The sequence below is a fragment of the Paenibacillus luteus genome (assembly GCF_006542765.1).
Lineage (GTDB): Bacteria > Bacillota > Bacilli > Paenibacillales > Paenibacillaceae > Pristimantibacillus > Pristimantibacillus luteus.
On the sequence record NZ_SKCD01000017.1, the window covers coordinates 1 to 22800 of the forward strand.

A 22800-nucleotide genomic window follows, 5' to 3' on the forward strand; every position below is an offset into this window, starting at 1 on the left:
TGACTGTCTTTTCTTTATACTCATCACTAAACCGCTGCCTGCTCTCACCCATACTAGACACCTCTTCCTCTTTGTTGTTTATTATCTGCATTCTCTTATGAGGTGTCCACTTTTTATTCTAGCTGCATTTCTCCCTCTAATATCAGGGTTTCTGCCCCATATCGGGTAAATCCGTAAAATTAACAGGACTATTTCCAGCTAATTCATATCCTAGCCGAATAACGCTATTTTAACGGGAAAAATTCCTTCTAAATGAGTAAATTCTTCGAACTTTGATTCATAAATTGAACCACACACAATCATAAGGTGCTCTTTGGGTGCTCTTTGGGTGCTCTTTGGGTGCTCTTTGGGTGCTCTTTGGGTGCTCTTTGGGTGCTCTTTGGGTGCTCTTTGGGTGCTCTTTGGGTGCTCTTTGGGTGCTCTTTGGGTGCTCTTTGGGTGTTCTTTGGGTGTTCTTTGGGTGCTCTTTAAGTTAATCATTTGTCTGCACCTTCAGGTGCTCCTATAGTCGCTCCAACCTGCCTCCCTTACAAAATAAAAAAGGAGGAGCCTAAGCTCCTCCTCCACTTTGGTTACTCCTCTACCTTGCTAAGCCCGGCGTCCGAGCGCACCTTAAGGCGATACTCCTGCGGCGAGATGCCCTCCAGCTCCTTGAACACGCGTGAGAACTGCTTGCTGTTCTCAAAGCCGACGGCGTTGCCGATCTCCTGCATCTTCCTGCTGCCCTCGAGCAGCAGCTCCTTGCTTTTGCGGATGCGCACTTTCTTCAGAAAGCCGACGAAATTTTCACCCGTATGCACTTTGAAGGCCTCGCTGAAGTAGGAGTAATTCAAACCGACATGATTGCTGACTACAGCCATATTCAGGGGACGATAGTAATTATCCTCCATATACGCGACCGCCGCTTTAATCTCCGAATGCTCGCTATACGCTGAGCGGATGCCGCGGACATAATCGTTTACGCTTGCCAGAAGTAGCTCCAGGCTCCGGTAATAGTCGTGAAAGCTGCGGAAATTGTCCATACTGCCTACTTTCCGGTACAGCTTCAGCACCTCGATGGACTCTTCACCATAAATGCGGAACACTTCATCGAGCACCTGTTCATTGATCATTTGGCCTACGCGCTTTAAATAGTCAATATTGACATCCGGAATGTCCTCGATATGAAAGATCTGCTTCAGCAGCTCCTGAATCTCCCGCTCCCGATCCGTCCCCAGCATATTGCCGAGCTTGCGAATATCCTCGTCCGGTACCGGATAGGATTGTTGTTTCTCTCGAATATCCTCGTGCCTTAGCAGGCGGCAGTTCGAATAAAGGAACGAATATTGCAAAGCCGTACCTGCCTGCTTGTAACATTCATATAAATCCTCCAGCCGCTGTCCCTCCGCACTTATTCCCATGCGCAGGCCCTCCAAATCGATACCGCCTGCCTGTCTGAACAACTCCACAAACCGAAATGCCGGACTGCCAATAAGAACAAGCTTGTTCTCGCTATCCAAAAACGAGACATCCAGCGCACCCTCAATGGGCTGCAGCATTTTCTCCACAAGCAGCTTGAATTCTTCCTTGTTCATCGAGTCGCCATTCTCCGATTTATAACTCAAGACAGCGACAGTAAATGGCAGCGTAAATTGCTCAAATCCGATTTTGGCTTCAAAATCGCTTTCATTCTCCATGTATGGCTCGCCCTGCCTAAACCACTCTCTTAGCCCATTGATTCGAAGCTGTTCGCGGTACGTATCGCTTATAGCTACCCGCTCGGCCAGCTCCGCTCGTTTTTGCAGCGTGATCTCGCTATTGCGCAGCGAATCGAACAGCTCGTCACGGCGAATCGGCTTCAGCAAATAGTTTTTCACCTGATATTCGATGGCCGCTTTGGCGTATGCAAAATCATCATACCCGCTTAAAATAACAAAAATCGGCTTTTGCTCGGACTCTTCTTCTTTCGTCAGCCGCTTGATCAGTTCAATGCCATCGATCCCAGGCATCCGAATATCCGTTAAAATAATATCTGCCCGTTCGCGCTCATATTGGGCTAGCGCATCTTCCCCATGAATGGCCGTCCGGATCTCATATTGCTCCGGAAACTCCCGTTCAATCATGGTTTTGAGCCCCAATCGGATATTTTTCTCATCGTCGACGATTAACAACTTCATCATGGCCTGAGCCTCCTCCCATTAACAGCACCTTAGGAAGGGTAATCACTACTTCTGTAAAATGCCCTTCGCTGCTATATACCTTTAGTCCGTATCGCTCTCCATAATACAGCCGAATACGTTGATGGACGTTGCGCAACCCAATGCCGAACGTTTGCTTCCCATTAATCATTTCCGTCGTCGATGGCCCATTGCCGCTCTCATCGCTACGAATCATTTCATTTAACCGATTCAGCCGCTCAGCTTCAATGCCTCTGCCATTATCCCTAAGCGAGATGATGATCCCATCGTCCTCCTTCTCGGAAACATCAATTCGGATGCCGCTCTGGCTCGCTTCCATCCCCATCCATGCATGCTTGACCGAATTTTCAATGATCGGCTGCAAAGACATTTTCAGCACTTCAATCTCCATCAGCCTTGGTGGAATGTTGAGCTCCAGCTGAATAGGCTCGTCAAAACGGATATTCATGACCGCAATATAATTTTGAATATGGCGAATCTCATCCTGCAAGCTGACATACTCGCCCGACCATTTGAAGTTGTAGCGCATCATTCCGCCAAGCGAAGTAAGCGAATCCGAAATGGTCCGCTGGTTTTCCATCTCCGCCAACATCTTAATATTCTCAAGCGTGTTGTAGAGGAAATGAGAGTCGATTTGGCTGTGCAAGGTGCGAAGCTCGGCTTCCTTTGTCAACGCCTGCTTCTTCACTCCCTGCGCAATCAATTCATTAATGGTATGAATCAATTTATTAAAATGATGGGCCAGCTCCCCGACTTCGCCACCCCCGACTAGCGGGAGGCCTGTCGGCATCTCTCCCCTTCGGACCTTCTTCATCGCTTCCGTCAAACGGCTCAGGTTTTTGAGAATAAAAGCATTCATCAGGTAAGTAATGACCGACAACAGCCCGATCAGAATAAGGTTAACGGCAATAATTTGTTTTTCTGCTTTGGAAATATGCTCGCTAACCGCCTGCAAGGAAACCACATTCAATAGCTCGGCATTCGCTTGCTCCAGAGGCGCGGATATAAGCAGGTACGGATGCTGATCGACCATAAATCTTTTTTCGGCAATCCCATGTTTGTTCATTTCCGCAAACTCATTCAAGATCGCTTCGCGCAGCTCCGGGTCCCTGCCAACAAAAGGCTGATTCTCATCGAAAAAAATAGTACCGTTGCCATCCGATAGCATCATTTGCGAGCCCTCATCCTTTACACTCGCAAACGCCTTAGGCGAGAACTGCTTGAGCAGCATTTCCACTTGAATGACACCGATTCGCGTGCTCCCGGATTGAATCGCCCGTACAAGCGAAACCTTCGGCAGCTGGTCCGTCCCCTCCGTCACGTTCCGGTGTAAAATATCGGGGTCCTGGTCTTTGAACAGCCACAGCTCCTGATCTCCCAGCCTGTCCAGTTCGGCATACCAAGGCTCTTTCTGAATCCGTCGTTCGTGGAAAATAATCGGCCAAATCTCCGAGATATGATCATTATTGGCAAATAAGCGCAAATGAATAATGTTGGGGTTATTGGTTTGAATATTAATCATATCCGTCAGCGGGCCCCGATAAAGATCAAGCAGCTCCTCCACCGGCAGATCTGCCTTCACCGACACATACTCCAATATTTCAGGCTTGGAGACGGTGAGCTGGGCAGCAAGCTCCATCGCTTCAATCTGGTTCACGATATTCACTTTTTCCATCTCAAGCGAATATTGCCCTTGCTTCAGGGTATCGTTGATATAGCTGTCCCTGATCTGGCTGAACAGATAATTCGATACCCCTATGCTTGGGATCAAGAGAATAACGATATATGCCGCGACCAACCGGCTCTGCATCGACCTGCGACCGAGCCAGGTTGCCGCCGATTGAACAAATGATTTTAGCTTTCTGCCCATTCCTGCTCACGTCCGCCCTAAATATAATTGACTGTTATGACTCTCTCATGCGGCAAAAAGCACCCCAGACCGTTTCCGGTTCTAGAGCACCTTCGCTTTGGGCCTTCCTCCAATAAGGAGCTGTAACCCGACTATTTCGTAGCTTCTTCTAGCTTAGCCACGTTAATTTCATACTGCTTCTGCTTGAATGTCTGAACCTTGCTGAAGCCTAATGCTTCGCGCTTAGCCAGATGCTCATCCCAGAGCTTATCAAATTCGGCATCGGATTTGGCAAGCAGCAGCTTTGGAAGCACTTTGCCAAACTCTTGGCCTATCTTCGTATTCATAATGCCTTCTTCCGAAGTGCCCGTAGGGTTTAGCTGATCAAATTCAGACAAGCTAACCGATTTGCCGCGCGTCCAATCTTCAAGCTGCTTGAACGGCTCCACCGCTGGCGGCGACCAAATTGGCGTAAGGTTTGTGTCCATCATCATCCAGAACGTATGGGAGGCGCCGAGTTGCTTGTCAAATGCACCGCGATCGGAATTAAGCAAATCGAGTGTTTCTGGAAGGAATTGGTCCTTGCCATCGATGTTATCCCACGTCACGCCTTGTTTGCCGAAGAACGTGTCATGCTGCCCTTCTTCAGAGATCATGTAATCTAGGAAACGGATTGCACGCGCTTTGTCTTTTACGTTTTTGGAAATCAGCGTTACCGTCCAGCCTGAAATCGATGGCCCAGCTAGCGTAGGCTGATCCAAATTAGCGTTGGCAGGTCCATCTACAGCAATGTAAATGGAGTTAGGATCATTGGCGTACAGAGCATTTTGCTGGTTGGCAAGATCGGATCTGGCGTACAGCATCGCAAAGTAACGGCCCTGCGCGATTTTCTCTTCCATTTGTGGACGCTTGTCAATAAAGATATCCTTCGATAGAAGCCCGTTTTCATTGGCTTGACGCATCGTTTTGAGCCATTTCACATACTCAGGATCGGTGTCGCGGTCATACAATTGTCCATCCTTCGCATAAGGAATAGCCAGGAAGTTCTGGATGTAGTGCTGCAGGGATGCGTTGCCCGTGTCGCTGAAATCGTACATGCCAAGCGGAATCAATGGCTGTCCGTTAACGTCCGGATACATTTTTTTGGCATCCTCCAGCGCTTTCAAGAAGCCTTCCGGCGTACGCATATCTGGTTTTCCAAGCGCTTCATACATATCCTTGCGCACTAGGAAGGTTTGGGTCGATACGATATTGTCCCCAAACTTCTCATAGTCCTTCGGAGAAGAGGACGAGTTCGGATAGCCGTATACATTGCCGTCCTCCTGCTTGTACCAGGAAAGCTTGGCAGGGTCCGTTACTTTGTAGAAATAAGGATCGTATTGGTCAGCGAGCTCGTTGAGCGGAAGCACAAGGCCGCCTTCGATCATTTTCTTAACCGCTTCCTCGTACCAGCCCAGCGTGATAAAGTCCGGCAGGCTGCCCGAAGCGATCATCGTATTCATTTTCTCTGCTTCGTTACCAGCAGGAACGATGAAATTTACGTTAACGCCGGTTTTTTCGGTAATATATTTGGAGGTAGCGTCAACGCCCCATTTGTTCGGAAACCACGAAAAATTGATATACCAGTCGAAGGTAATCGGGCTTTTGTCCACTTCCCAGCCCTTATCGTCCTGCGTCAGCTTTACATCCTCAGCGGGAGCCTTGCCTGTCTCATTGTTGCTATTCTTGCTGTTGCCGCCCGAGGAGCAAGCGGTCGTAATCACCATAACCGCAGCGATCATGAACATCAACAGGTTCTTGACCTTTGGTTTCTTGTTCATGTTTGTAATCCCCTTCTCTGTATGAATGATTATATATGCAATCTTCCGCTCGATAAAGGGCAGAAGGAAATGCCGCCATCTAGCCTTTAATCGAACCAATCATCATGCCTTTGACAAAATACTTCTGTAAGAACGGATAAGCAAGCACAATTGGCAGTGTTGTGACGACCATCGTTGCCAGCTTAATCGACTGTGTCGTTACCGATTTGCCGATGCCGCCCGGGATAGCCGCAAGCATCTGGCTGGAGCTGGACTGCGCAACCACGCGATACAAATACGTCTGGACCGGCTGCAAATCCATATTGTTCATATAGATCACGCCTGCAAAATAATCATTCCATTGGTATACGCCGTGGAACAACGCAATCGTAGCGATGACCGGCATCGACACCGGTAGGATGACCTTAATGAAGATCAGCCAGTCATTGGCCCCGTCAATCCGCGCTGCTTCCTCCAGCCCGTCCGGAATATCCCGGAAGAAGGTCATGAAGATGATTAGATCGAAGAAGCTAAACATCGCCGGAATAATGTAGACTAGGAAATTATCGAGCAAGTGCAGATCCTTCATAAGCAGATAGGTCGGAATGAGTCCGCCTCCGAAGAACAACGTTACCGTACCGAAGAGAATATAGATTTTGCCGCCAATCAGCCCTCTGCGGGAGAAGGCATAAGCAACCATCGCCGTGAAAAAGACGTGAAGCACCGTACCCAGCAGCGTCTTGGCAACCGTAATGCCCATTGCGGTCATAATGCCGCTGCTTTGAAACACCGCATCGAAGCTCTCGAAGCTGAATACCCGCGGCCACCAATATATGCCGCCGCGCATGCCGTCTTGCCCCTCATTAAATGCATTTACGAGCACGTACCATATGGGGTAAAGCGTTGCAAAGCAAATGGCCAACATGCCAAAATTATTGAAGAGATCGAAAAGCGCTTCTCCTTTTGTTTTCCGTTTAATGCTAAACAATTTTCGCCGCCTCCGTTTCTAGAAAAGTGAAGTATCGTTCATTTTTTTCGTCACCCGGTTTGCAATCAAGAGCAGGATAAGCGCTATGACGGATTTGAACAATCCTACTGCTGTGGAGTAAGAGTACCGTCCCTGCTGCATCCCTGTCTGATAAACATAAATATCGATGACATTGCTTGCGCTTTCGTTAAGCGAGTTGCGCAGCACGAGAATTTGGTCAAAGTTGGAGTTGAGCACGCCGCTCACCGCAAGAATAAACAGAATTGAAATCGTCGATTTAATGCTCGGCAAGGTGACATACCACATTTTCTGAAAGCGGCCTGCTCCATCAATGGTAGCCGCCTCGTACATTTCCGGCGATACGCTGGCGATCGCTGCCAGATAGATAATAGCCGACCAGCCAAGCTCCTTCCAAATATCCGAGGTAATAATGATACTCCAGAAATAGCTAGGCTCCGCGAGATACGAAATCGGTTCCTTAATGAATTTCAAAGCGAGCAATAGATTGTTAATTACCCCAACGTCCGCCAGCCAAGTGGTCAAAATGCCGCCTAGGATGACCCAAGACAAGAAGTGAGGCAAATACGAAATCGTCTGAATCGCTTTCTTAAAGCCCACTGAGCGAACCTCGTTGAGAAACAAGGCGAAAATAATCGGCAGCGGGAATCCGATAGCCAGCTTAATGAGACTGATGCCAAGCGTATTCCGCATAACGTCCATGAAGCTATCATCCTGGAAAAACTCCTTAAAGTGCATGAAGCCTACCCAAGGCGCTTCGCTTATCGACTTAACGATGTTAAATTCTTTAAAAGCAATGATGACGCCATACATGGGTACGTAGTTGAAAATAATCATCCATACGACGCCAAGCAGCGCCATAATCTGAATATGACGTTGGCTGTACAATTTTCTGAGCCATTTGCTTCTCGCTGCCTTCGCATCCGCGGCAGACAGGGAAGTCGGTGCCGAATTGAGCTGTGTTTTCAAAAATATGACCTCCATGCTGATGTAAATCTAATGGGTAACGAATGTAAGCCTTTGCAACTTTTATATCCTAATTGTAGTTCGTTATTCCCACCCACGTAAGGCTTGAGATTTCGTATTCGGGTCGCCATTTTTCGGTTTTAGGCGTTTCCTGTCGGTTTTGGGCACAAAAAAGTGGTGGATGCCAAATCCTGCATCCACCACATCTATGTCACTTTTTCTTTTATTCCGCTACGGAGCCTACATCCGAAAGCAGGCTCCCTTGTCTCCGTTTCTTACGCAATCGGCCCTTCAATCGCCTTGCTCAGTTTTAAGAGGAATTCCGCCTTATTCAATTCATTATTTTGGATAAAAACTCGGTAGTCTCCATCTTCCGGAATGACAATATCGACGCTGCCCGTGCCCGATTCAATCGTTTCGCTGTATATCTCGTCCGTGGAAACGGACATGATGCCAATCTCAAGCTCTTGCTCCCTAACGCTCTCCACAGTCAACGTAAAGGTTTCCCCCTGGGTCCATGGAATAATTCCGAAATTATTGCTTCTCATCGGAGCCATCCAAATCGATAAGTTCTTGCCGTCGTTTGTCTCTATGCTGCCCGACATATTCACTTGGCTCTCCAGGGTTTTCGCATACTCCTCTGTTACGATTTCGGATTTTGCTTGATCGTTCGTTTGTTCCTTAGATCCCTTAATGACATATACGGCGCCTACTCCGATTGCTGCAACAAGTATGAAACATAAAATAAAGAAACCTTTTTTCTTTCCCGTGGAGCTTAATAAGGCATCTCTGCGAGAATTCATCGTCTTCTTTCCACCACCCTATTGGATTGCTTTACTGCTTGTCTCTTTGTTATCCACGTTAACAAATAGCTGTGTAAACAAACGCAAAAAATGCAGAGCCATGGAGGTCCCCCTCCTATGCCCTGCATCTGAATTGCGTTGTAGCCGCCTATTCCTCTTCATCCACTACGCCAAGCGCCTTGTTCTTTTCTTTAAAACGAGCATTATGGGATGATACATACGCCATTCTTGGCGCTTCTGGGTCCATAAACAGCTTTGCGCTGTTAACCGCAAGTGCCGCGTCCGTAAATGCCCCGGCAATGAGCGTGATCTTGCTGTCATAATGCGCGAAGTCTCCGGCAGCAAAAATCCCTGGCAGGTTAGACTCCAGCTTCGCATTCACATACACATTCCAGTCATCCATGCTAAGGCCCCACTCTTTAATGCCGCTAAAGTCGGATTTGAGCCCATGGTTAACAATAACCGCATCCACCGTTAGTTGCTCCGAATGACCGGTCTCCAAATGCGTCACCGTTACGCGGTCAATCGTCTCGCCATTCCCGCTGTACAGTTGGCTAACCTCGCAGGTCGTCCGTACGTCTACGGAGGATTCTTTCATTTTGACAATATTTTTCTCATGTCCGCCGAATTGATCCCGACGATGCACAACCGTTACCTTCGCCGCAATCGGCTCCAGCTCATTCGCCCAGTCCACCGCAGAGTTCCCCCCGCCTGAGATGAGCACATGCTTCCCGCGGAACGGCTCAAGCTCCTGAACCGTATAATGCAGATTAGTAACTTCATACCTCTCTGCACCTTCAAGCTCCAGCTTCGCCATTTTCAAAATGCCGCGTCCGATAGCCAAAATGACCGTACGAGTCCAGTGCTTCCCGCCGCTAACGGTCTCCAGCAAATAGGTACCGTCTTCCAGCTTCTCTAGGTTGCTGACCTGCTCCCCCAGCAAAATCGTTGGATCAAACGTTTTCGCTTGCTGTTCCAGTTGAGTAATCAGCTTCTCGCACAGCGTCGGCGTCACACCTCCGACATCCCAAATCATTTTCTCCGGATAAATGAGCATGCGCCCGCCTAGGCTTTCATTCGCATCGATCAGCTTGGTCTTCAAATCCCTCATCCCGCTATAGAAAGCAGCATACATTCCTGCCGGTCCGCCGCCAATAATCGTTACATCATATAATTGCAGTTGTTCTGTCAACGTTATTCCTCCTGCTCCAGTTCGTTCATTTGATATTGATTATCACTTTCATTGTAAGCTTAGCCTCTTTTTAATAGCAATGGACAAAACGCTTCAATTTTTTGCACAAATCTTACTTTAGGCCAGTGCCTGCAAAATATCATCGATCTTCTTGGCATTCGAAATGACGCCATAGTTCATCCATGTCATAAAATCAACCTCATAGACATGCCCACCCTGTACGGCCGGGAGGGCCGACCAAACTGGATGTTGAAGGAGCGTTCTCTCCGCTCCCGCTGCCTGGCTGTGCCATTTGTCGAACGTAATGAATAAATGATCTGCCGTCAGCGCAGACAGCTCTTCCATCGTAAAGGTTTTCATTCTTACCTGATTCTCCTCTTCGGCAGCTTCATTCATCCGATAGGGGCTGAGTCCAAGATCTCCGTAAAGAACGGCTGTCGCGAATCCACGTCCCCTATCTGTATACTGATAAACGTTATCCGCTGAAATACGCAAGAAAGCTACCGTTTCTCGCTTCCTGCTGCGTCCCAGCTTCTCGCGGGCCGCCCTCGCCTTCGCCTCATAACCCGCAATCACTTCTTCTGCCCGCTCCGAACGGCCAAAATAATCCCCAACGATCCGCAGCAGAGTCCGCCAATTGTGGCCCATCTCCTTAAGGATAAGCGTCTGTGAAATTTCCTTGCATTGCCGATATTCCGTATCACAATACCGGTCCAGCAGCATGATGCAATCCGGGCTATATGAGGCGAGGGGCGTAAAATCTCCATTGGACTCATCAAAAGTAGGGATGTGGTCCAGTGCGAGATAATCTTGTTTTCCCCAGACAGCATGAGAATATTGAACAACTGGCGTAATATTAAGCGCAACCATGTAATCCTCAAGAAACGGAGCAATCACTCGGGGCTGGCCGCGATGGCTGCTGCGATACTGCCCCGGCGTAATGCCAACGAATTGTTTAAATCGCCTATTAAAATAATATTCATTTGTGTAGCCAGTATACTGAGCAACAGCAGAGAGGTTGTCCTCACTGCCCGCCAACCATTTTTTCGCTTGTTCTATGCGTATGCGGTTTAAATACTGCAGCGGAACCAGCCCTGTGGCATCCTTAAAGAGACGAGTATACTTCCAGCGATCAGTACTCGCAATTGCAGCAAGCTCTCCCACAGTCAGCGCGTCACGATAATGCTCATGGATGTGCTTTATAGACAACGTTATTCCCTGCCTATCAAGCAGATCCGGTGAATTGCCAATCGCTGCCGATTCATGATTTTGACTCAAAATGAGCAGCAGCAATTCCTGAAAACGGACATAACGGTAAAAAAGCTGCAGTTCCTCTACAGGATGGCTGTATGCGAGCAGATCCTCGAGAAGCTCCAGTACTCTTGCAAATGGCGTGCAAGCCAGCACCGTCCGATCAGGAATAAGAGAAGCTGCAGCTGGCTCAAGCCCTGCTTGTAATCTGAATTCAAGCAGATAATAAGAGCAGCCATAACCATCCGGCTCAATCTGGGCTTCCATTCCCGGGTGAAGAAGATAACATTTGCCTTGGATGAAAGCAAGCTGTTCCTCCTTCATCCGTATCATTCCTCTACCATTAGTCGTAATCAATAGTGTAAAGCATACCTTGTCTCCATGACTTCTCTCAGCATCGCTAACCGCACGGATAAACTCTGCTGCTTGCAAAAGGTAGAACGTAGTTGGCGCAGTCTGTGAAGAGCCTCTAGCTTGCAAATCCATATATTTAACCCCATTCTAAAAATGAGAATGATTATCACTTTTAGTGTAACGTAAATAGGGCTGCTCTTCAACCTTCGTTGAAGAGCAGCCCTATTCGAACATTCAACGGCTATTCTCGATACCAGCTGCCCTTTTTTTATGAAGCAAGCAATTTAAGCAACTCATCCATCTTCTTGTAGTTGGAAGTTATTGCACCGGTCTGCCAATAAGATCTCTCTACCGGATAGATATGCCCCTGTTTCACCGCTTCCAGCGACTTCCAGATTGGGCTATCCAGCATTTCCTTCAAGGCTGCGTTATTCCCTTCATCGTCCCACGTACCATTAGAAGGAAGCAAAATAATGTGGTCCGCATCCAGCTCCGGAAGCGCCTCCTGCGAAAGCACCATATTTCCTTCCGTCATGGCTTCTGCATATGCTGGAGCCTTTAGTCCAAGATCCTGATAAAGAAGCTGGCCTACAAAAATATTTTTTGCTCCAAAAATATTAATCGATTGATCCGCTACATTCATTCGAAGAACGACAATTTTCTCGTCTCCCACAGCTACTCCCAGCTTAGACTTAACCTCACTGATTCGGTTATCGTAATCACTGAGCACCTTTTCGGCTTTTTCTGGTATGCCCATTAGATCAGCAATGACCGATAGCGTTTGGCGCGTATCTGCCAGCACCTCATCTGAAAGGCGATAGGTAGGCGCAATCTTCGAATACTTTTCATATTGCGCCTCATCAATCCCTCCAACCTCAATGATCAAATCCGGCTCAGCTACCACCAAAGCTTCAATGCTTCCCGTTACATCGAATAATGGAGCATCAAGCTGCAAATAATCCTGCTTGCCCCACATCGGATTGTAATATTGAACGACTGGCGTCACACCAAGTGCAACCAAATAATCCTCCCGATACAGAGCCGTTACTCGCTTCGGGTTAGTCGGGATCTCCAGTTCGCCAAAAGCATCCTTAACGATTCGAGTAGCCGCAGTGGATTCATTCTCTGCCTTATTCGCTGCACCGCTGCTCTCTTCCGTTGGCGGCTGTGTTGTTGCGCTTTCGCTTGTATTGTCATTACCCGCTCCGCAGCCTGATAGCACGATTGCTGCGGCAAAAACAGTCATCCACCCTTTTTTCAAATAACCTGTCCAAGCCATTCCCCTATCCACTCCTATAACTTTTTCGTCACTTCAAATAATGATTATCATTCTCATTATCAATGCCATGATTGTAACCGATCTTCACTCCTGCGCTCAATGCACATTTTCGACAATACGGTTTATACAAATTCTTCTATGGCGCTTGCCTGGCGGTATCATGCTAAATTGGCTCCAATTTAGTATACAAAAAAGTACCCCTACGCCAAACCCTTTTTTCAAAGTGTCCAGTGTATGGGGTACCCGTTTAATATCAAATGCAACTACTACCTAATCCAGATAATTATAGTATTCTAAAATATCCGCAATCGTTTGTTTCTGCTCTTTAGTCAGCGTGTAATCCGTCGATTTGTTGGAAATGTCCTCAAACCTAATAATGACTTCTTCTGTACTAGGAATAACCGTACTTAATAGGTTTTCATTTTTCTTATTCACATCAAGATCAATAAGCTCTGTCATTCCGGAACCAAGAATGTCAACATTATTCAATTTGTTCATAGGATTGAATTTGAGCTCTTCTAGAACTTCCCCAGCCCTTACTTTTATGCCCGTAAAGACAAATAATGCTTTGGAGGCCGGCTCCTGGTACCCTACCCGAAGCACCATATATTTATTAGAATCTTTGACGCCGATATAAGGGTAGAACACTAATCCTTTTGAAACGCCTTCTTTAGGCGAAATAAAGGTAATATTCTCTACCTTATCGTCTTTAATCTCAAACATAGCCTCAAGCTCAGCTTTACGATTGTCAATTTTAGTCTTTATTTCTGTTTTGAGCTTCGTATATTCTTCCTTGCTCTCCACTTTTATTGCTTTATCAATAGCAATATTAGCTTCGATGTAGCTACCTTTTTTGAACAACTCTTGAGCCTCAGCATACAAATCTTCTTGGTCTTGAGACTTACTAGATCCTGATCCTTGTGTGCTAGTTGTGCTGGAGCCATTATCGGAATCTGTAGTCGTATCACCAAATATCGATCCAAGAACCCCAATTACAATAATAATTGCTATGAATATACCAACAACGATGAGCAAGATTTTAAGGCATCCCGGCCTTTTTTTCGCTTCCACTTCCCAATTAATCCCCCTTAAGGCTTATTCATTGGTTATATAGTAGCATCCTGCCATCCCAGTATCAACCATTTTTATATAATATTTTAATATTTTTTGTAAAAATAAGTCGAAAACTATCAAATGCTCTAAAATGGAAAATAGTATTCAATAAGTGAAAATAATCAAGCGCCTCTAAATGAACAAATCTAGTTATTAAGCTTTTTTATTTTACTTCCCATCTTCACATAACCATAACCAAGAAGAGCAAATATAAGGACATAAATAACCGAGACCGGTATCATGATTGCCCAAAGCGCGTTCTTGAAATGAGACAGCAAATTCGACATATTCGCTATTAAAATAACTGCATTCACGAGCAGCATTAAACCCATGACCCGCTGAATGTTTTTGTAAATCGTCGTAAGGGATTCGACATCCGTATATAATTTCGGCTGTTCGCCCGGCTGCCATTCCCTGCGGAAATAGTGCCACAGCGCGCCAAAGGAGGTTACATACTCCCAGCCGGCGTCTTGATATAAAGCAATATATTCCGCCAGCTTCCCATCCTTCTTCGTAAGTCCCGACTGATGATCCAAGCCATACGTATACCGAACGGACTTATTTCTCACGAAGCTGCTATTAAAAAAACCGGCTTTCTTAAAATGCAGCCCTTGGCTGGACATTTCGTTTAGCCACTGCTCCTCCTTCTCGTAGTCCCAGCTCATCGTTAATCTGAATTTTTTCTCCAAACGTTCTCCCATACCGCTCACTCCTTCCCTGTAATCAACGCATTCCGACCTGCCTGCAATAGCTCCTCAAGCCGTTCAATTTCAGCCGCAACCACCGCTTTCCCATTTGGGGTAATCGCGTACATCTTACGCCGGGTATCTGCTCCTTCCGGAACGGGATGGTGATCGATAAGCCCTTTATTAAGCAGCGTATTTAGGGCCGTATATAGCGTGCCGGCTCCGATCTTGACCCTCCCCTTGCTCAGCTTCTCGGTATCCTGCATAATTCCGTACCCATGGGCGGGCTCCACATACAAAGCAATTAAAATATAGAAAAAAGCTTCCGTCAGCGGCAGCATCTCTTTCATCTCGGCTCTCCTCCTCATCTACATCGACAGTCACTATATCGTATAACGATACAATAATACATGATGTATCGAATGTCAATATAGTTTAGCGGAATTATCGTTTCTACTTGCAGAAAGTAATTCTCATATTTTATGAGAGTTTTCCCATGTACAGTTTTTGTTAAGAGAGATAGTGTAATATAAACATCATTACAGGATATTTCCAATTCTAACGCTGTATAGTGCACCAAACTGCATGCAAAAGGCTAATTTGAGAGCCACTCAGAAAACACTTGAACATGCGAGTTACATAGGGAGCATTTTGATTCTGGCTGAAATGGCTGATTAGGCCCATTCCACAGGTTTCGACAAGTCGGATAGAATAGAAATAAGTTGAGGAACAAGGGAGAAGATTACGCTTTGGATAACAAAACTACACGCAGAAACACCCGTACCAAGAGCAGCTTGTCATCATTTAAGAAAGCAACATTGTCACTTTATTTGGCCGTCGTCATCATTCTCGTAGCCGTCTGCGGAGTACTCTACAGCAAATATACGAGTTTAGTCGACACCAATCTCCAATCAGCGACGGCTGAGCATTCCGACTCCAATAATCAATCCGGCAGCAGCAACTCCCCTAACTCTGATTCGGGGAATAGCGGGCTTAATGGAAATGAACCAGTTACGGATGAGCCCATTCCGGCGGGCACGGTCGATGCAGAGGAAACGCAAGAACCTGCTGAAGACGTCGAGAAGAACACGAATAATCCCGAGCCAGTAGCCACGGAAAAGCCGGTCAAGATCAAGGACGAGGCTAAGCCAACCGTTCCAGCACAAACGGAGAAACCAAGTCAAGGCCAGAAAGATAACGACAATAAACCAACAGACGAAAGCCCCGCTGTAAAGCTGCCTACGACTTACGTGGTACAAAAGGGCGATACCTTGAGCACGATATCAGAAAAATTTTATCAAACCAAGGACCATTATGCGCTGCTTGCCGAGCATAACCATATTCTGTTTATCAATGATATGAAAGCTGGCGATACGCTAACCATACCTGCATTGTCCTCAGGGACTGGCACATCAGGCAGCAAGCCGCAGGAAACAAAAGATTATTCCAAGATTACGTTGCCAGCCACCTATCTAATTCAAGCAGGCGATACCCTCTCCGGTATTTCTAGAATGTTTTACAAATCTGCAGAATATGTAGATTACATTGCCGATGAAAACAAGCTCGACAAAAACAAAGGGCTAAAGGCTGGCACCAACCTTGTCATCCCTTCTCTTAAGAACTATAAGCCGGATGAATCCATCGGCTCTGGAGACGATTCGGCAGAATTTGAAGCAACAGAACATACTGTGCAAAAGGGCGAGACGCTCTACAGCATCTCCAAAATTTACTATGGCACGACCAAACACGCCATGTTTATTGCGGACTACAATCATATCGTCGATATTGATCAAGTAAAAGCAGGTACGGTACTGAAAATCCCTAAGCCGTAATCTAGGCCCTGTAGGGCCGCTTTCTGCGTAAGCCCCATCAGTATTATAAATACGACTATTCCAGCCAAAATCATCTTGGCTCTACACGGCATTCTCAGGATGTTAGCTTGAGCTTTCACTGAAGAAGAAGTTCCGCAATCGCGGAGCTTCTTCTTCTTTTTTTGGGCAGACTAGTTTTTGCGTCCCTCCATGCCCTCCAATTTCGTTTGGTGTCTGACAAAGTAATATCGCCATGAACAATTGTTCATTTTTAATTTTACATATGTTCATAAGCGTGTTATTATAATCTTGCATATGAGGATTCGTATAAGGGGAAGGTGAACTGGCTATGTTAAATTTGTCCGAAATGATTGATCATACGCTTTTGCGTGCTGATGCAACAAAAGCTGAGATTACAAAATTAACGGAAGAAGCGAAAAAATATCAATTTGCTTCCGTTTGCGTTAACCCTACTTGGGTAGCTTACTCCGCTGAACAGCTGACCGGCAGTACGGTAAAGGTTTGCACCGTCATCGGCTTTCCACTCGGAGCATCGGCAACAGAAACAAAGGCTTTCGAAGCTAAGCAAGCTATTGCATGCGGTGCGACAGAGGTCGATATGGTCATTAATATAGGTGCCCTGAAAGATGGCGATGACGAATTTGTAAAAAAAGATATTCAAGCCGTTGTCGAAGCAGCTGCAGGAAAAGCGATTGTCAAAGTCATTATCGAAACCTCGCTTCTTACGGATGACGAGAAAATCCGCGCTTGCCAGATGTCCGTTCAAGCAGGTGCCGATTTCGTGAAAACCTCAACAGGCTTCTCTACAGGCGGAGCGACCGCAGAGGACGTTGCTCTTATGCGCAAAACCGTTGGGGACAAGCTTGGAGTAAAAGCATCCGGCGGCATTCGCAATCTTGAAGATATGGAAAAAATGATTGCGGCAGGCGCGTCCAGAATTGGTGCCAGCTCAGGCGTGAAAATTATGGAAGGCGAGCAATCGACCTCTTCTTATTAATATAAATAATGGCGCTGCTCCCCAAGGAGCAGCTTACAGGAGGCAAGGACGGATGAAGGAACAGTTGATTAAAGAAGCGATTGAAGCACGTCAACACGCTCATATCCCCTATTCGCACTTTGCAGTAGGTGCGGCCATAATGACAGGCAGCAAACGGATATACCGCGGCTGTAACGTTGAGAACGCCTCGTTTGGACTCACGAATTGCGCGGAGCGTACAGCTATTTTCAAAGCGGTGTCCGAAGGCGACCGCGTGATCGAAGCGATTGCCGTAGCAGCGGATACCGAAGGCCCGATTTCCCCTTGCGGCGCATGTCGGCAGGTCATGGCAGAATTCTGTGATGAGAATACGAAAATATATTTGACGAACTTGCATGGCGATACGGAAGAATGGACGATGGCACAGCTGCTTCCCGGCGCTTTTCTTGCCACTGACATGAAAAAGTAAATGATAGCCCGATAGATTTGTAAGCGCTTTATAGCAATGCTATTCACGCACACTACTAACTTACTAGGAGAATCCACCATGAGATATTTACTCGCTATATTGGGTTTGCTTATCGTTCTTGGTCTTTCTTACGTCGCCAGCAATAATAGAAAGAACATCCGCTATAAACCATTGCTCATCATGGTTGTCTTGCAGGTCATATTAGCCTTTACGTTACTAAATACTGTAGCAGGAGCGGTGTTGATCAAAGGTTTCTCCAGTATGTTCGAGAAGCTGCTCGGGTTCGCCCATACCGGAATTGAATTTGTATTTGGCGGCCTATTGAACGAAGGACAATTCTCGTTCTTCCTAAGCGTTCTGCTGCCCATTGTATTTATTTCGGCGCTTATTGGCATTTTGCAGTATTTGAAGGTGCTGCCGTTCATCGTCAAATATATCGGGCTAGTCTTGAGCAAAATAAATGGAATGGGCAAGCTCGAATCCTATAATGCAGTAGCTTCTGCTATTTTGGGACAATCCGAAGTTTTCATTTCAGTCAAAAAACAGATCGGATTGCTGCCGAAGCAAAGGCTGTACACACTATGCGCTTCTGCGATGTCGACAGTATCCATGTCGATTGTCGGCTCGTACATGCAAATCCTCGATCCTAAATATGTCGTAACCGCGCTGGTCCTTAACCTTTTCGGAGGGTTCATTATCGCTTCCATCCTCAATCCATATAAAGTAGCGGAGGAAGACGATATCTTGCAGGTGCAGGAAGAAGAAAAGCAGACATTCTTCGAAGTGCTGGGCGAATACATTATCGATGGTTTCAAGGTAGCGATTATCGTTGCAGCCATGCTGATTGGTTTCATCGCCTTGATTGCGCTCGTAAATGGGCTCTTCAGCGGAATCTTCGGCATTTCGTTCCAGCAAATTCTCGGGTATATCTTCGCTCCTTTCGCTTTTATTATGGGGGTTCCTTGGAAGGATGCCGTCGATGCAGGGAGCATTATGGCAACAAAAATGGTATCCAACGAGTTCGTCGCCATGCTGGAGCTGGAAAACTATCCGAATCTCTCCGCTCGCGCGGTAGGCATTGTGTCCGTATTCTTGGTTTCTTTCGCCAACTTCTCCTCTATCGGCATTATTTCCGGGGCCGTGAAAGGGCTGCATGAGAAGCAAGGCAATGTGGTAGCCCGCTTCGGGATGAAGCTGCTGTACGGAGCCACGCTGGTCAGCGTTTTGTCTGCCATTATCGCTGGATTGTTTATTAATTAAGGAGAGGAGCATAACCCTGTTGAAAGCATTTCAAAGAATTCATTTGATTGTGATGGACTCCGTAGGCATTGGCCAGTCGCCTGATGCAGCCAGCTTCGGAGATGACAATGTGGATACGCTTGGCCATATTGCGGAAGCACGCGGAGGCCTGAAGATGCCGAATATGGCCGTGCTCGGATTATCCAATATTAAGGAAATACGCGGAGTGCCTGTCGCCGAGAAGCCCCTTGCCTATTATACGAAGATGCAGGAGGCATCGAGCGGCAAAGACACGATGACTGGCCATTGGGAAATCATGGGGCTTCATATTGCCGTTCCGTTTCGCGTATTTCCGGACGGATTTCCAAGCGAATTAATCGCAAGGATTGAAGCCAAAACCGGTCGCAAGGTGATTGGCAACAAGCCCGCCAGCGGAACCGAGATTCTGGACGAGCTGGGCGAAGAGCATATGCGGTCAGGCGCATTGATCGTTTACACCTCTGCCGATTCCGTCCTCCAAATTGCGGCTCACGAAGATGTGGTTCCACTGCAGGAGCTATATGCTATTTGTGAGTATTGCAGGGAAATCACCTTGGAGGATCCCTATATGCTTGGACGAATTATCGCCCGTCCCTTCATTGGTACACCGGGGGATTTCAAACGGACATCCAACCGCCATGATTATGCATTGAAACCATTTGCCCGTACGGTTATGAATGAGCTGCAGGACGGCGGCTATGAGGTCATCGCTCTCGGAAAAATTTCCGATATTTATGACGGCGAAGGCGTTACGCAGACGGTACGCACCCAATCCAACGCTGACGGCATGGATCAAATGATCAAAATCATGGATGAATCCTTTACAGGCCTTAGCTTCCTCAACCTGGTTGATTTCGACGCACTCTACGGTCATCGCCGCGATCCTAAAGGGTACGGGCAAGCGTTAGAGGAATACGATGCCCGGTTGCCAGAGGTATTTGCCAAAATGACCGAGCAGGACCTGCTGTTGATTACGGCGGATCATGGCAATGACCCTACTTATCATGGCACGGACCATACCCGTGAATATGTGCCTTTGTTAGCTTACTCGCCGCGCTTCGAACAAGGCGGACATGCCCTGCCCATCAGGAACACCTTCGCGGATATCGGGGCAACGATTGCGGACAATTTCAAAGTGGCAAAGCCTGCCCACGGCATCAGCTTTTTATCAGATTTAAAATAATGTACCCGAAGGAGAATGTTTATGAGTATTCATATTGGTGCCGAACAAGGCCAAATTGCAGAAACGATATTATTGCCGGGCGACCCGCTGAGAGCCCAGTATATTGCGGAAACCTATTTGGAGGATGCCATCTGTTATAACCAGGTCAGGGGCATGCTCGGTTTTACGGGTACTTATCAGGGTAAACGCATTTCCGTTCAAGGCACAGGAATGGGCGTCCCCTCCATCAGCATCTATGTCAATGAACTCATTCGTGATTATGGCGTAAAAAATCTAGTGCGCGTAGGCACCTGCGGGGCTATGCAGAACAGCGTGAACGTTCGCGAGGTTATATTAGCGCAAGCGGCTTGTACGGATTCCAGCGTCAACCGCCATGTGTTTGGCGGGTATGATTATTCGCCAATAGGCAGCTTCCACTTGCTTAAGGCAGCTTATGAGCGCGGCATAGCGAAAGGCTTAAAGCTCCATGTCGGCAATATTTTTTGCTCCGATTCCTTTTACCGGGATGACAAAGAGATCGTACAGAAACTGATGGATTACGGTGTGTTGGGCGTGGAAATGGAAACAACGGCGCTATACACGCTAGCTGCCAAATATGGGGTGAATGCCTTAACCATATTAACGGTAAGCGACCACCTCCTGACGGGAGAAGAAACGACAGCGGCTGAGCGGCAAAGCACCTTCAACGATATGATGGAAGTCGCTCTCGAAACCGTGATTTCCCTTTAATTTATTTCTAATCAAACCTAAGATGCGAGGAGACACACAAAATGAGAATGGTAGATCTAATTGAGAAAAAGCGGGACGGCGAAGAACTGACGACAGAAGAAATCAACTTTATTATCGAAGGTTATACGAAGGATGAGATACCTGACTATCAAGTCAGCGCCTTAGCTATGGCAATCTTCTTCAAGGATATGACGGAACGCGAACGGGCGGATCTTACGATGGCCATCGTAAATTCCGGCGATACGATCGACCTGTCTGCGATTGAGGGCGTGAAGGTAGACAAGCATTCCACTGGCGGCGTTGGCGATACAACCACGCTCGTGCTCGCACCACTTGTTGCCGCGCTGGATATTCCGGTAGCGAAGATGTCCGGCCGCGGCCTCGGACATACCGGCGGCACCATTGACAAGCTGGAAGCTATTGCAGGATTCCACGTTGAGATTGATAAGGAAGAGTTCGTCCGTTTGGTGAATAAGGACAAAATCGCAGTCATTGGCCAATCCGGCAATCTAACCCCGGCCGATAAGAAATTGTATGCTCTTCGTGACGTGACGGCAACGGTCAATTCGATACCGCTGATCGCCAGCTCGATCATGAGCAAGAAAATTGCGGCTGGCTCGGATGCCATCGTGTTGGATGTGAAGACAGGCGCCGGCGCCTTTATGAAAACCGTTGACGATGCCAAAGAGCTTGCGCACGCGATGGTTAGCATCGGCAATAACGTCGGTCGCAAGACGATGGCTGTCATCTCGGATATGAGTCAGCCGCTCGGCTTTGCCATCGGCAATGCGCTTGAAGTGAAAGAAGCCATCGATACGCTGCAAGGAAGAGGACCTAAGGATTTAGAGGAGCTTTGTCTTGCCTTAGGCAGCCAAATGGTATTCTTGGCGAACAAAGCAAGCTCTCTGGAAGAAGCCGAGGAGCTGCTGAGAGAAGTAATCCAGAACGGCAAGGCGCTGGAGAAATTCAAAGCGTTTATTGCCAATCAAGGCGGCGATCCGACGGTTGTAGACCATCCGGAGAAATTGCCGCAAGCCGCTTATCTCATCGAAGTGCCTGCCAAGGAAGATGGCGTTGTAACGGAAATCATAGCAGATGAGATTGGCACGGCGGCCATGCTGCTTGGCGCAGGGCGGGCAACGAAAGAATCGGAGATCGATCTAGCCGTAGGCCTAATGCTGAATAAAAAAATCGGCGATAAAGTAACAGCCGGTGATTCACTCGTCACCATTCATTCGAATCGCGACAACGTGGATGACGTTCTTGCCATCATTTACGAAAACATTCGCATTGGCAGCCATGTCGAGCCCCCTGTCCTCGTTTACGGGATTGTCACTGAATAACATACCCATCAGAAACCGAAAGCCTCCTTCGTGAGCGCTTCCGGTTTCTTTGTATCTATTCCTTCGGCAGGATCACCCTATTCGTCACCGGCGAAGACAAAATAACCGATGTATTCACGTTTCCAAATGGCATAAGCCTCTCCACGAGCTCACTCAGCGCATCCATCCCCGTTACTGCCGCTTTCAATATATAGCTGACCGTTCCCGTTACGCGGTGGCCTTCCAAAATATCATAATCATTGCTGATTCGTTTCTCGAATTCCGTAGGGGATACTTTCAACTCACTCATTTGAATCATGACCTGTATATTCCTTCCGACCGCGGCTGGCGATACCCGTGCTCCGAATCCCAATATGGCTCTACTCTCCTGCAGTCGCAACAAACGCTCCGATATGCTAGGACGGCTTAACGCCATTCGTTTGGATAGCTCGCTAATCGTCATGCGCCCATCCTCCTGCAGCAATTGCAGCAGCGTTCTATCCAATTGATCCATACCCGCAGGCCTCCCTTCAGTT

20 protein-coding genes are annotated in these 22800 nt (G+C 47.3%); 7 read left to right on the forward strand and 13 right to left on the reverse strand.

What is annotated here, in order from left to right; translation table 11 throughout:
* Nucleotides 1–572 precede the first annotated feature (572 nt).
* From E0496_RS14055 to E0496_RS14110, 12 genes are all read right to left on the reverse strand, one after another.
* A complete protein-coding gene (locus E0496_RS14055) occupies nt 573–2159 on the reverse strand; it encodes a response regulator transcription factor (RefSeq protein WP_139992204.1) in 1587 nt (528 codons plus the stop codon).
* Nucleotides 2131–4047, reverse strand: a complete 1917-nt coding sequence (locus tag E0496_RS14060) for a cache domain-containing sensor histidine kinase (RefSeq protein ID WP_141502421.1) — start codon at nt 4045–4047, stop codon at nt 2131–2133. The genes E0496_RS14055 and E0496_RS14060 overlap by 29 nt, the downstream gene beginning before the upstream one ends.
* A 131-nt stretch (nt 4048–4178) precedes the next feature.
* Nucleotides 4179–5846, reverse strand: coding sequence for an extracellular solute-binding protein (locus tag E0496_RS14065; protein ID WP_141502423.1), 1668 nt, complete (start codon nt 5844–5846; stop codon nt 4179–4181).
* 79 nt (nt 5847–5925) lie between these two features.
* Nucleotides 5926–6750: a carbohydrate ABC transporter permease gene (locus E0496_RS14070; RefSeq protein WP_420799820.1), complete on the reverse strand. Its 825-nt coding sequence runs from the start codon at nt 6748–6750 to the stop codon at nt 5926–5928.
* 81 nt (nt 6751–6831) lie between these two features.
* Nucleotides 6832–7767 carry an ABC transporter permease gene (locus tag E0496_RS14075; protein WP_241674808.1) on the reverse strand — a complete coding sequence of 312 codons (936 nt, stop codon included), beginning with the start codon at nt 7765–7767 and terminating at the stop codon, nt 6832–6834.
* A 305-nt stretch (nt 7768–8072) separates the two neighbouring features.
* Nucleotides 8073–8600 (reverse strand): hypothetical protein, encoded by a 528-nt coding sequence (locus E0496_RS14080; protein ID WP_141502427.1) that lies wholly within the window; start codon nt 8598–8600, stop codon nt 8073–8075.
* A gap of 148 nt (nt 8601–8748) precedes the next feature.
* The gene (locus E0496_RS14085; protein ID WP_139992216.1) at nt 8749–9792 is read right to left on the reverse strand and encodes an NAD(P)/FAD-dependent oxidoreductase; all 1044 of its coding nucleotides are present in this window, start codon (nt 9790–9792) and stop codon (nt 8749–8751) included.
* A gap of 117 nt (nt 9793–9909) precedes the next feature.
* Nucleotides 9910–11529 (reverse strand): AraC family transcriptional regulator, encoded by a 1620-nt coding sequence (locus E0496_RS14090; RefSeq protein WP_141502429.1) that lies wholly within the window; start codon nt 11527–11529, stop codon nt 9910–9912.
* A gap of 136 nt (nt 11530–11665) precedes the next feature.
* Nucleotides 11666–12676, reverse strand: coding sequence for an ABC transporter substrate-binding protein (locus E0496_RS14095; RefSeq protein ID WP_141502431.1), 1011 nt, complete (start codon nt 12674–12676; stop codon nt 11666–11668).
* A gap of 270 nt (nt 12677–12946) precedes the next feature.
* Complete coding sequence (locus E0496_RS14100) at nt 12947–13747, reverse strand: hypothetical protein (RefSeq protein ID WP_141502432.1); 801 nt, start codon at nt 13745–13747, stop codon at nt 12947–12949.
* Nucleotides 13748–13935: 188 nt separating this feature from the next.
* Nucleotides 13936–14490 carry a DUF2812 domain-containing protein gene (locus E0496_RS14105; protein WP_141502434.1) on the reverse strand — a complete coding sequence of 185 codons (555 nt, stop codon included), beginning with the start codon at nt 14488–14490 and terminating at the stop codon, nt 13936–13938.
* A 5-nt stretch (nt 14491–14495) separates the two neighbouring features.
* Nucleotides 14496–14825: a PadR family transcriptional regulator gene (locus E0496_RS14110; protein ID WP_139992226.1), complete on the reverse strand. Its 330-nt coding sequence runs from the start codon at nt 14823–14825 to the stop codon at nt 14496–14498.
* Between the two features lie 399 nt (nt 14826–15224).
* Between E0496_RS14110 and E0496_RS14115 the strand changes: the two genes are divergently transcribed.
* The 7 genes from E0496_RS14115 to E0496_RS14145 all read left to right on the forward strand — a co-directional run bounded on the left by E0496_RS14115 (nt 15225) and on the right by E0496_RS14145 (nt 22285).
* Nucleotides 15225–16307 (forward strand): LysM peptidoglycan-binding domain-containing protein, encoded by a 1083-nt coding sequence (locus tag E0496_RS14115; protein ID WP_161601421.1) that lies wholly within the window; start codon nt 15225–15227, stop codon nt 16305–16307.
* Between the two features lie 328 nt (nt 16308–16635).
* A complete protein-coding gene (deoC, locus tag E0496_RS14120) occupies nt 16636–17304 on the forward strand; it encodes a deoxyribose-phosphate aldolase (RefSeq protein WP_139992230.1) in 669 nt (222 codons plus the stop codon).
* Nucleotide 17305: 1 nt separating this feature from the next.
* Nucleotides 17306–17752, forward strand: a complete 447-nt coding sequence (locus E0496_RS14125) for a cytidine deaminase (RefSeq protein ID WP_139992232.1) — start codon at nt 17306–17308, stop codon at nt 17750–17752.
* 78 nt (nt 17753–17830) lie between these two features.
* Entirely contained in the window at nt 17831–19012 is a 1182-nt protein-coding gene (locus E0496_RS14130; RefSeq protein ID WP_141502438.1) for a NupC/NupG family nucleoside CNT transporter, read from the forward strand.
* A 19-nt stretch (nt 19013–19031) separates the two neighbouring features.
* Nucleotides 19032–20213: a phosphopentomutase gene (gene deoB, locus E0496_RS14135; protein WP_141502440.1), complete on the forward strand. Its 1182-nt coding sequence runs from the start codon at nt 19032–19034 to the stop codon at nt 20211–20213.
* Nucleotides 20214–20234: 21 nt separating this feature from the next.
* Complete coding sequence (gene deoD / locus E0496_RS14140; RefSeq protein ID WP_141502441.1) at nt 20235–20942, forward strand: purine-nucleoside phosphorylase; 708 nt, start codon at nt 20235–20237, stop codon at nt 20940–20942.
* A gap of 41 nt (nt 20943–20983) precedes the next feature.
* A complete protein-coding gene (locus E0496_RS14145; protein WP_141502443.1) occupies nt 20984–22285 on the forward strand; it encodes a pyrimidine-nucleoside phosphorylase in 1302 nt (433 codons plus the stop codon).
* A 55-nt stretch (nt 22286–22340) separates the two neighbouring features.
* Here E0496_RS14145 and E0496_RS14150 read toward each other — a convergent pair whose 3' ends face one another.
* A complete protein-coding gene (locus tag E0496_RS14150) occupies nt 22341–22778 on the reverse strand; it encodes an Lrp/AsnC family transcriptional regulator (RefSeq protein ID WP_141502444.1) in 438 nt (145 codons plus the stop codon).
* Between the last annotated feature and the right edge of the window lie 22 nt (nt 22779–22800).

Coding starts and splice junctions, on each gene's coding strand:
- E0496_RS14055 (WP_139992204.1), bottom strand. CDS start 2,159: ATGATGAAGTTGTTAATCGTCGACGATGAGAAAAATATCCGATTGGGG.
- E0496_RS14060 (WP_141502421.1), bottom strand. CDS start 4,047: ATGGGCAGAAAGCTAAAATCATTTGTTCAATCGGCGGCAACCTGGCTC.
- E0496_RS14065 (WP_141502423.1), bottom strand. CDS start 5,846: ATGAACAAGAAACCAAAGGTCAAGAACCTGTTGATGTTCATGATCGCT.
- E0496_RS14070 (WP_420799820.1), bottom strand. CDS start 6,750: ATGTTGGCCATTTGCTTTGCAACGCTTTACCCCATATGGTACGTGCTC.
- E0496_RS14080 (WP_141502427.1), bottom strand. CDS start 8,600: ATGAATTCTCGCAGAGATGCCTTATTAAGCTCCACGGGAAAGAAAAAA.
- E0496_RS14090 (WP_141502429.1), bottom strand. CDS start 11,529: ATGGATTTGCAAGCTAGAGGCTCTTCACAGACTGCGCCAACTACGTTC.
- E0496_RS14095 (WP_141502431.1), bottom strand. CDS start 12,676: ATGGCTTGGACAGGTTATTTGAAAAAAGGGTGGATGACTGTTTTTGCC.
- E0496_RS14105 (WP_141502434.1), bottom strand. CDS start 14,490: ATGGGAGAACGTTTGGAGAAAAAATTCAGATTAACGATGAGCTGGGAC.
- E0496_RS14110 (WP_139992226.1), bottom strand. CDS start 14,825: ATGAAAGAGATGCTGCCGCTGACGGAAGCTTTTTTCTATATTTTAATT.
- deoC (WP_139992230.1), top strand. CDS start 16,636: ATGTTAAATTTGTCCGAAATGATTGATCATACGCTTTTGCGTGCTGAT.
- E0496_RS14130 (WP_141502438.1), top strand. CDS start 17,831: ATGAGATATTTACTCGCTATATTGGGTTTGCTTATCGTTCTTGGTCTT.
- deoD (WP_141502441.1), top strand. CDS start 20,235: ATGAGTATTCATATTGGTGCCGAACAAGGCCAAATTGCAGAAACGATA.
- E0496_RS14145 (WP_141502443.1), top strand. CDS start 20,984: ATGAGAATGGTAGATCTAATTGAGAAAAAGCGGGACGGCGAAGAACTG.
- E0496_RS14150 (WP_141502444.1), bottom strand. CDS start 22,778: ATGGATCAATTGGATAGAACGCTGCTGCAATTGCTGCAGGAGGATGGG.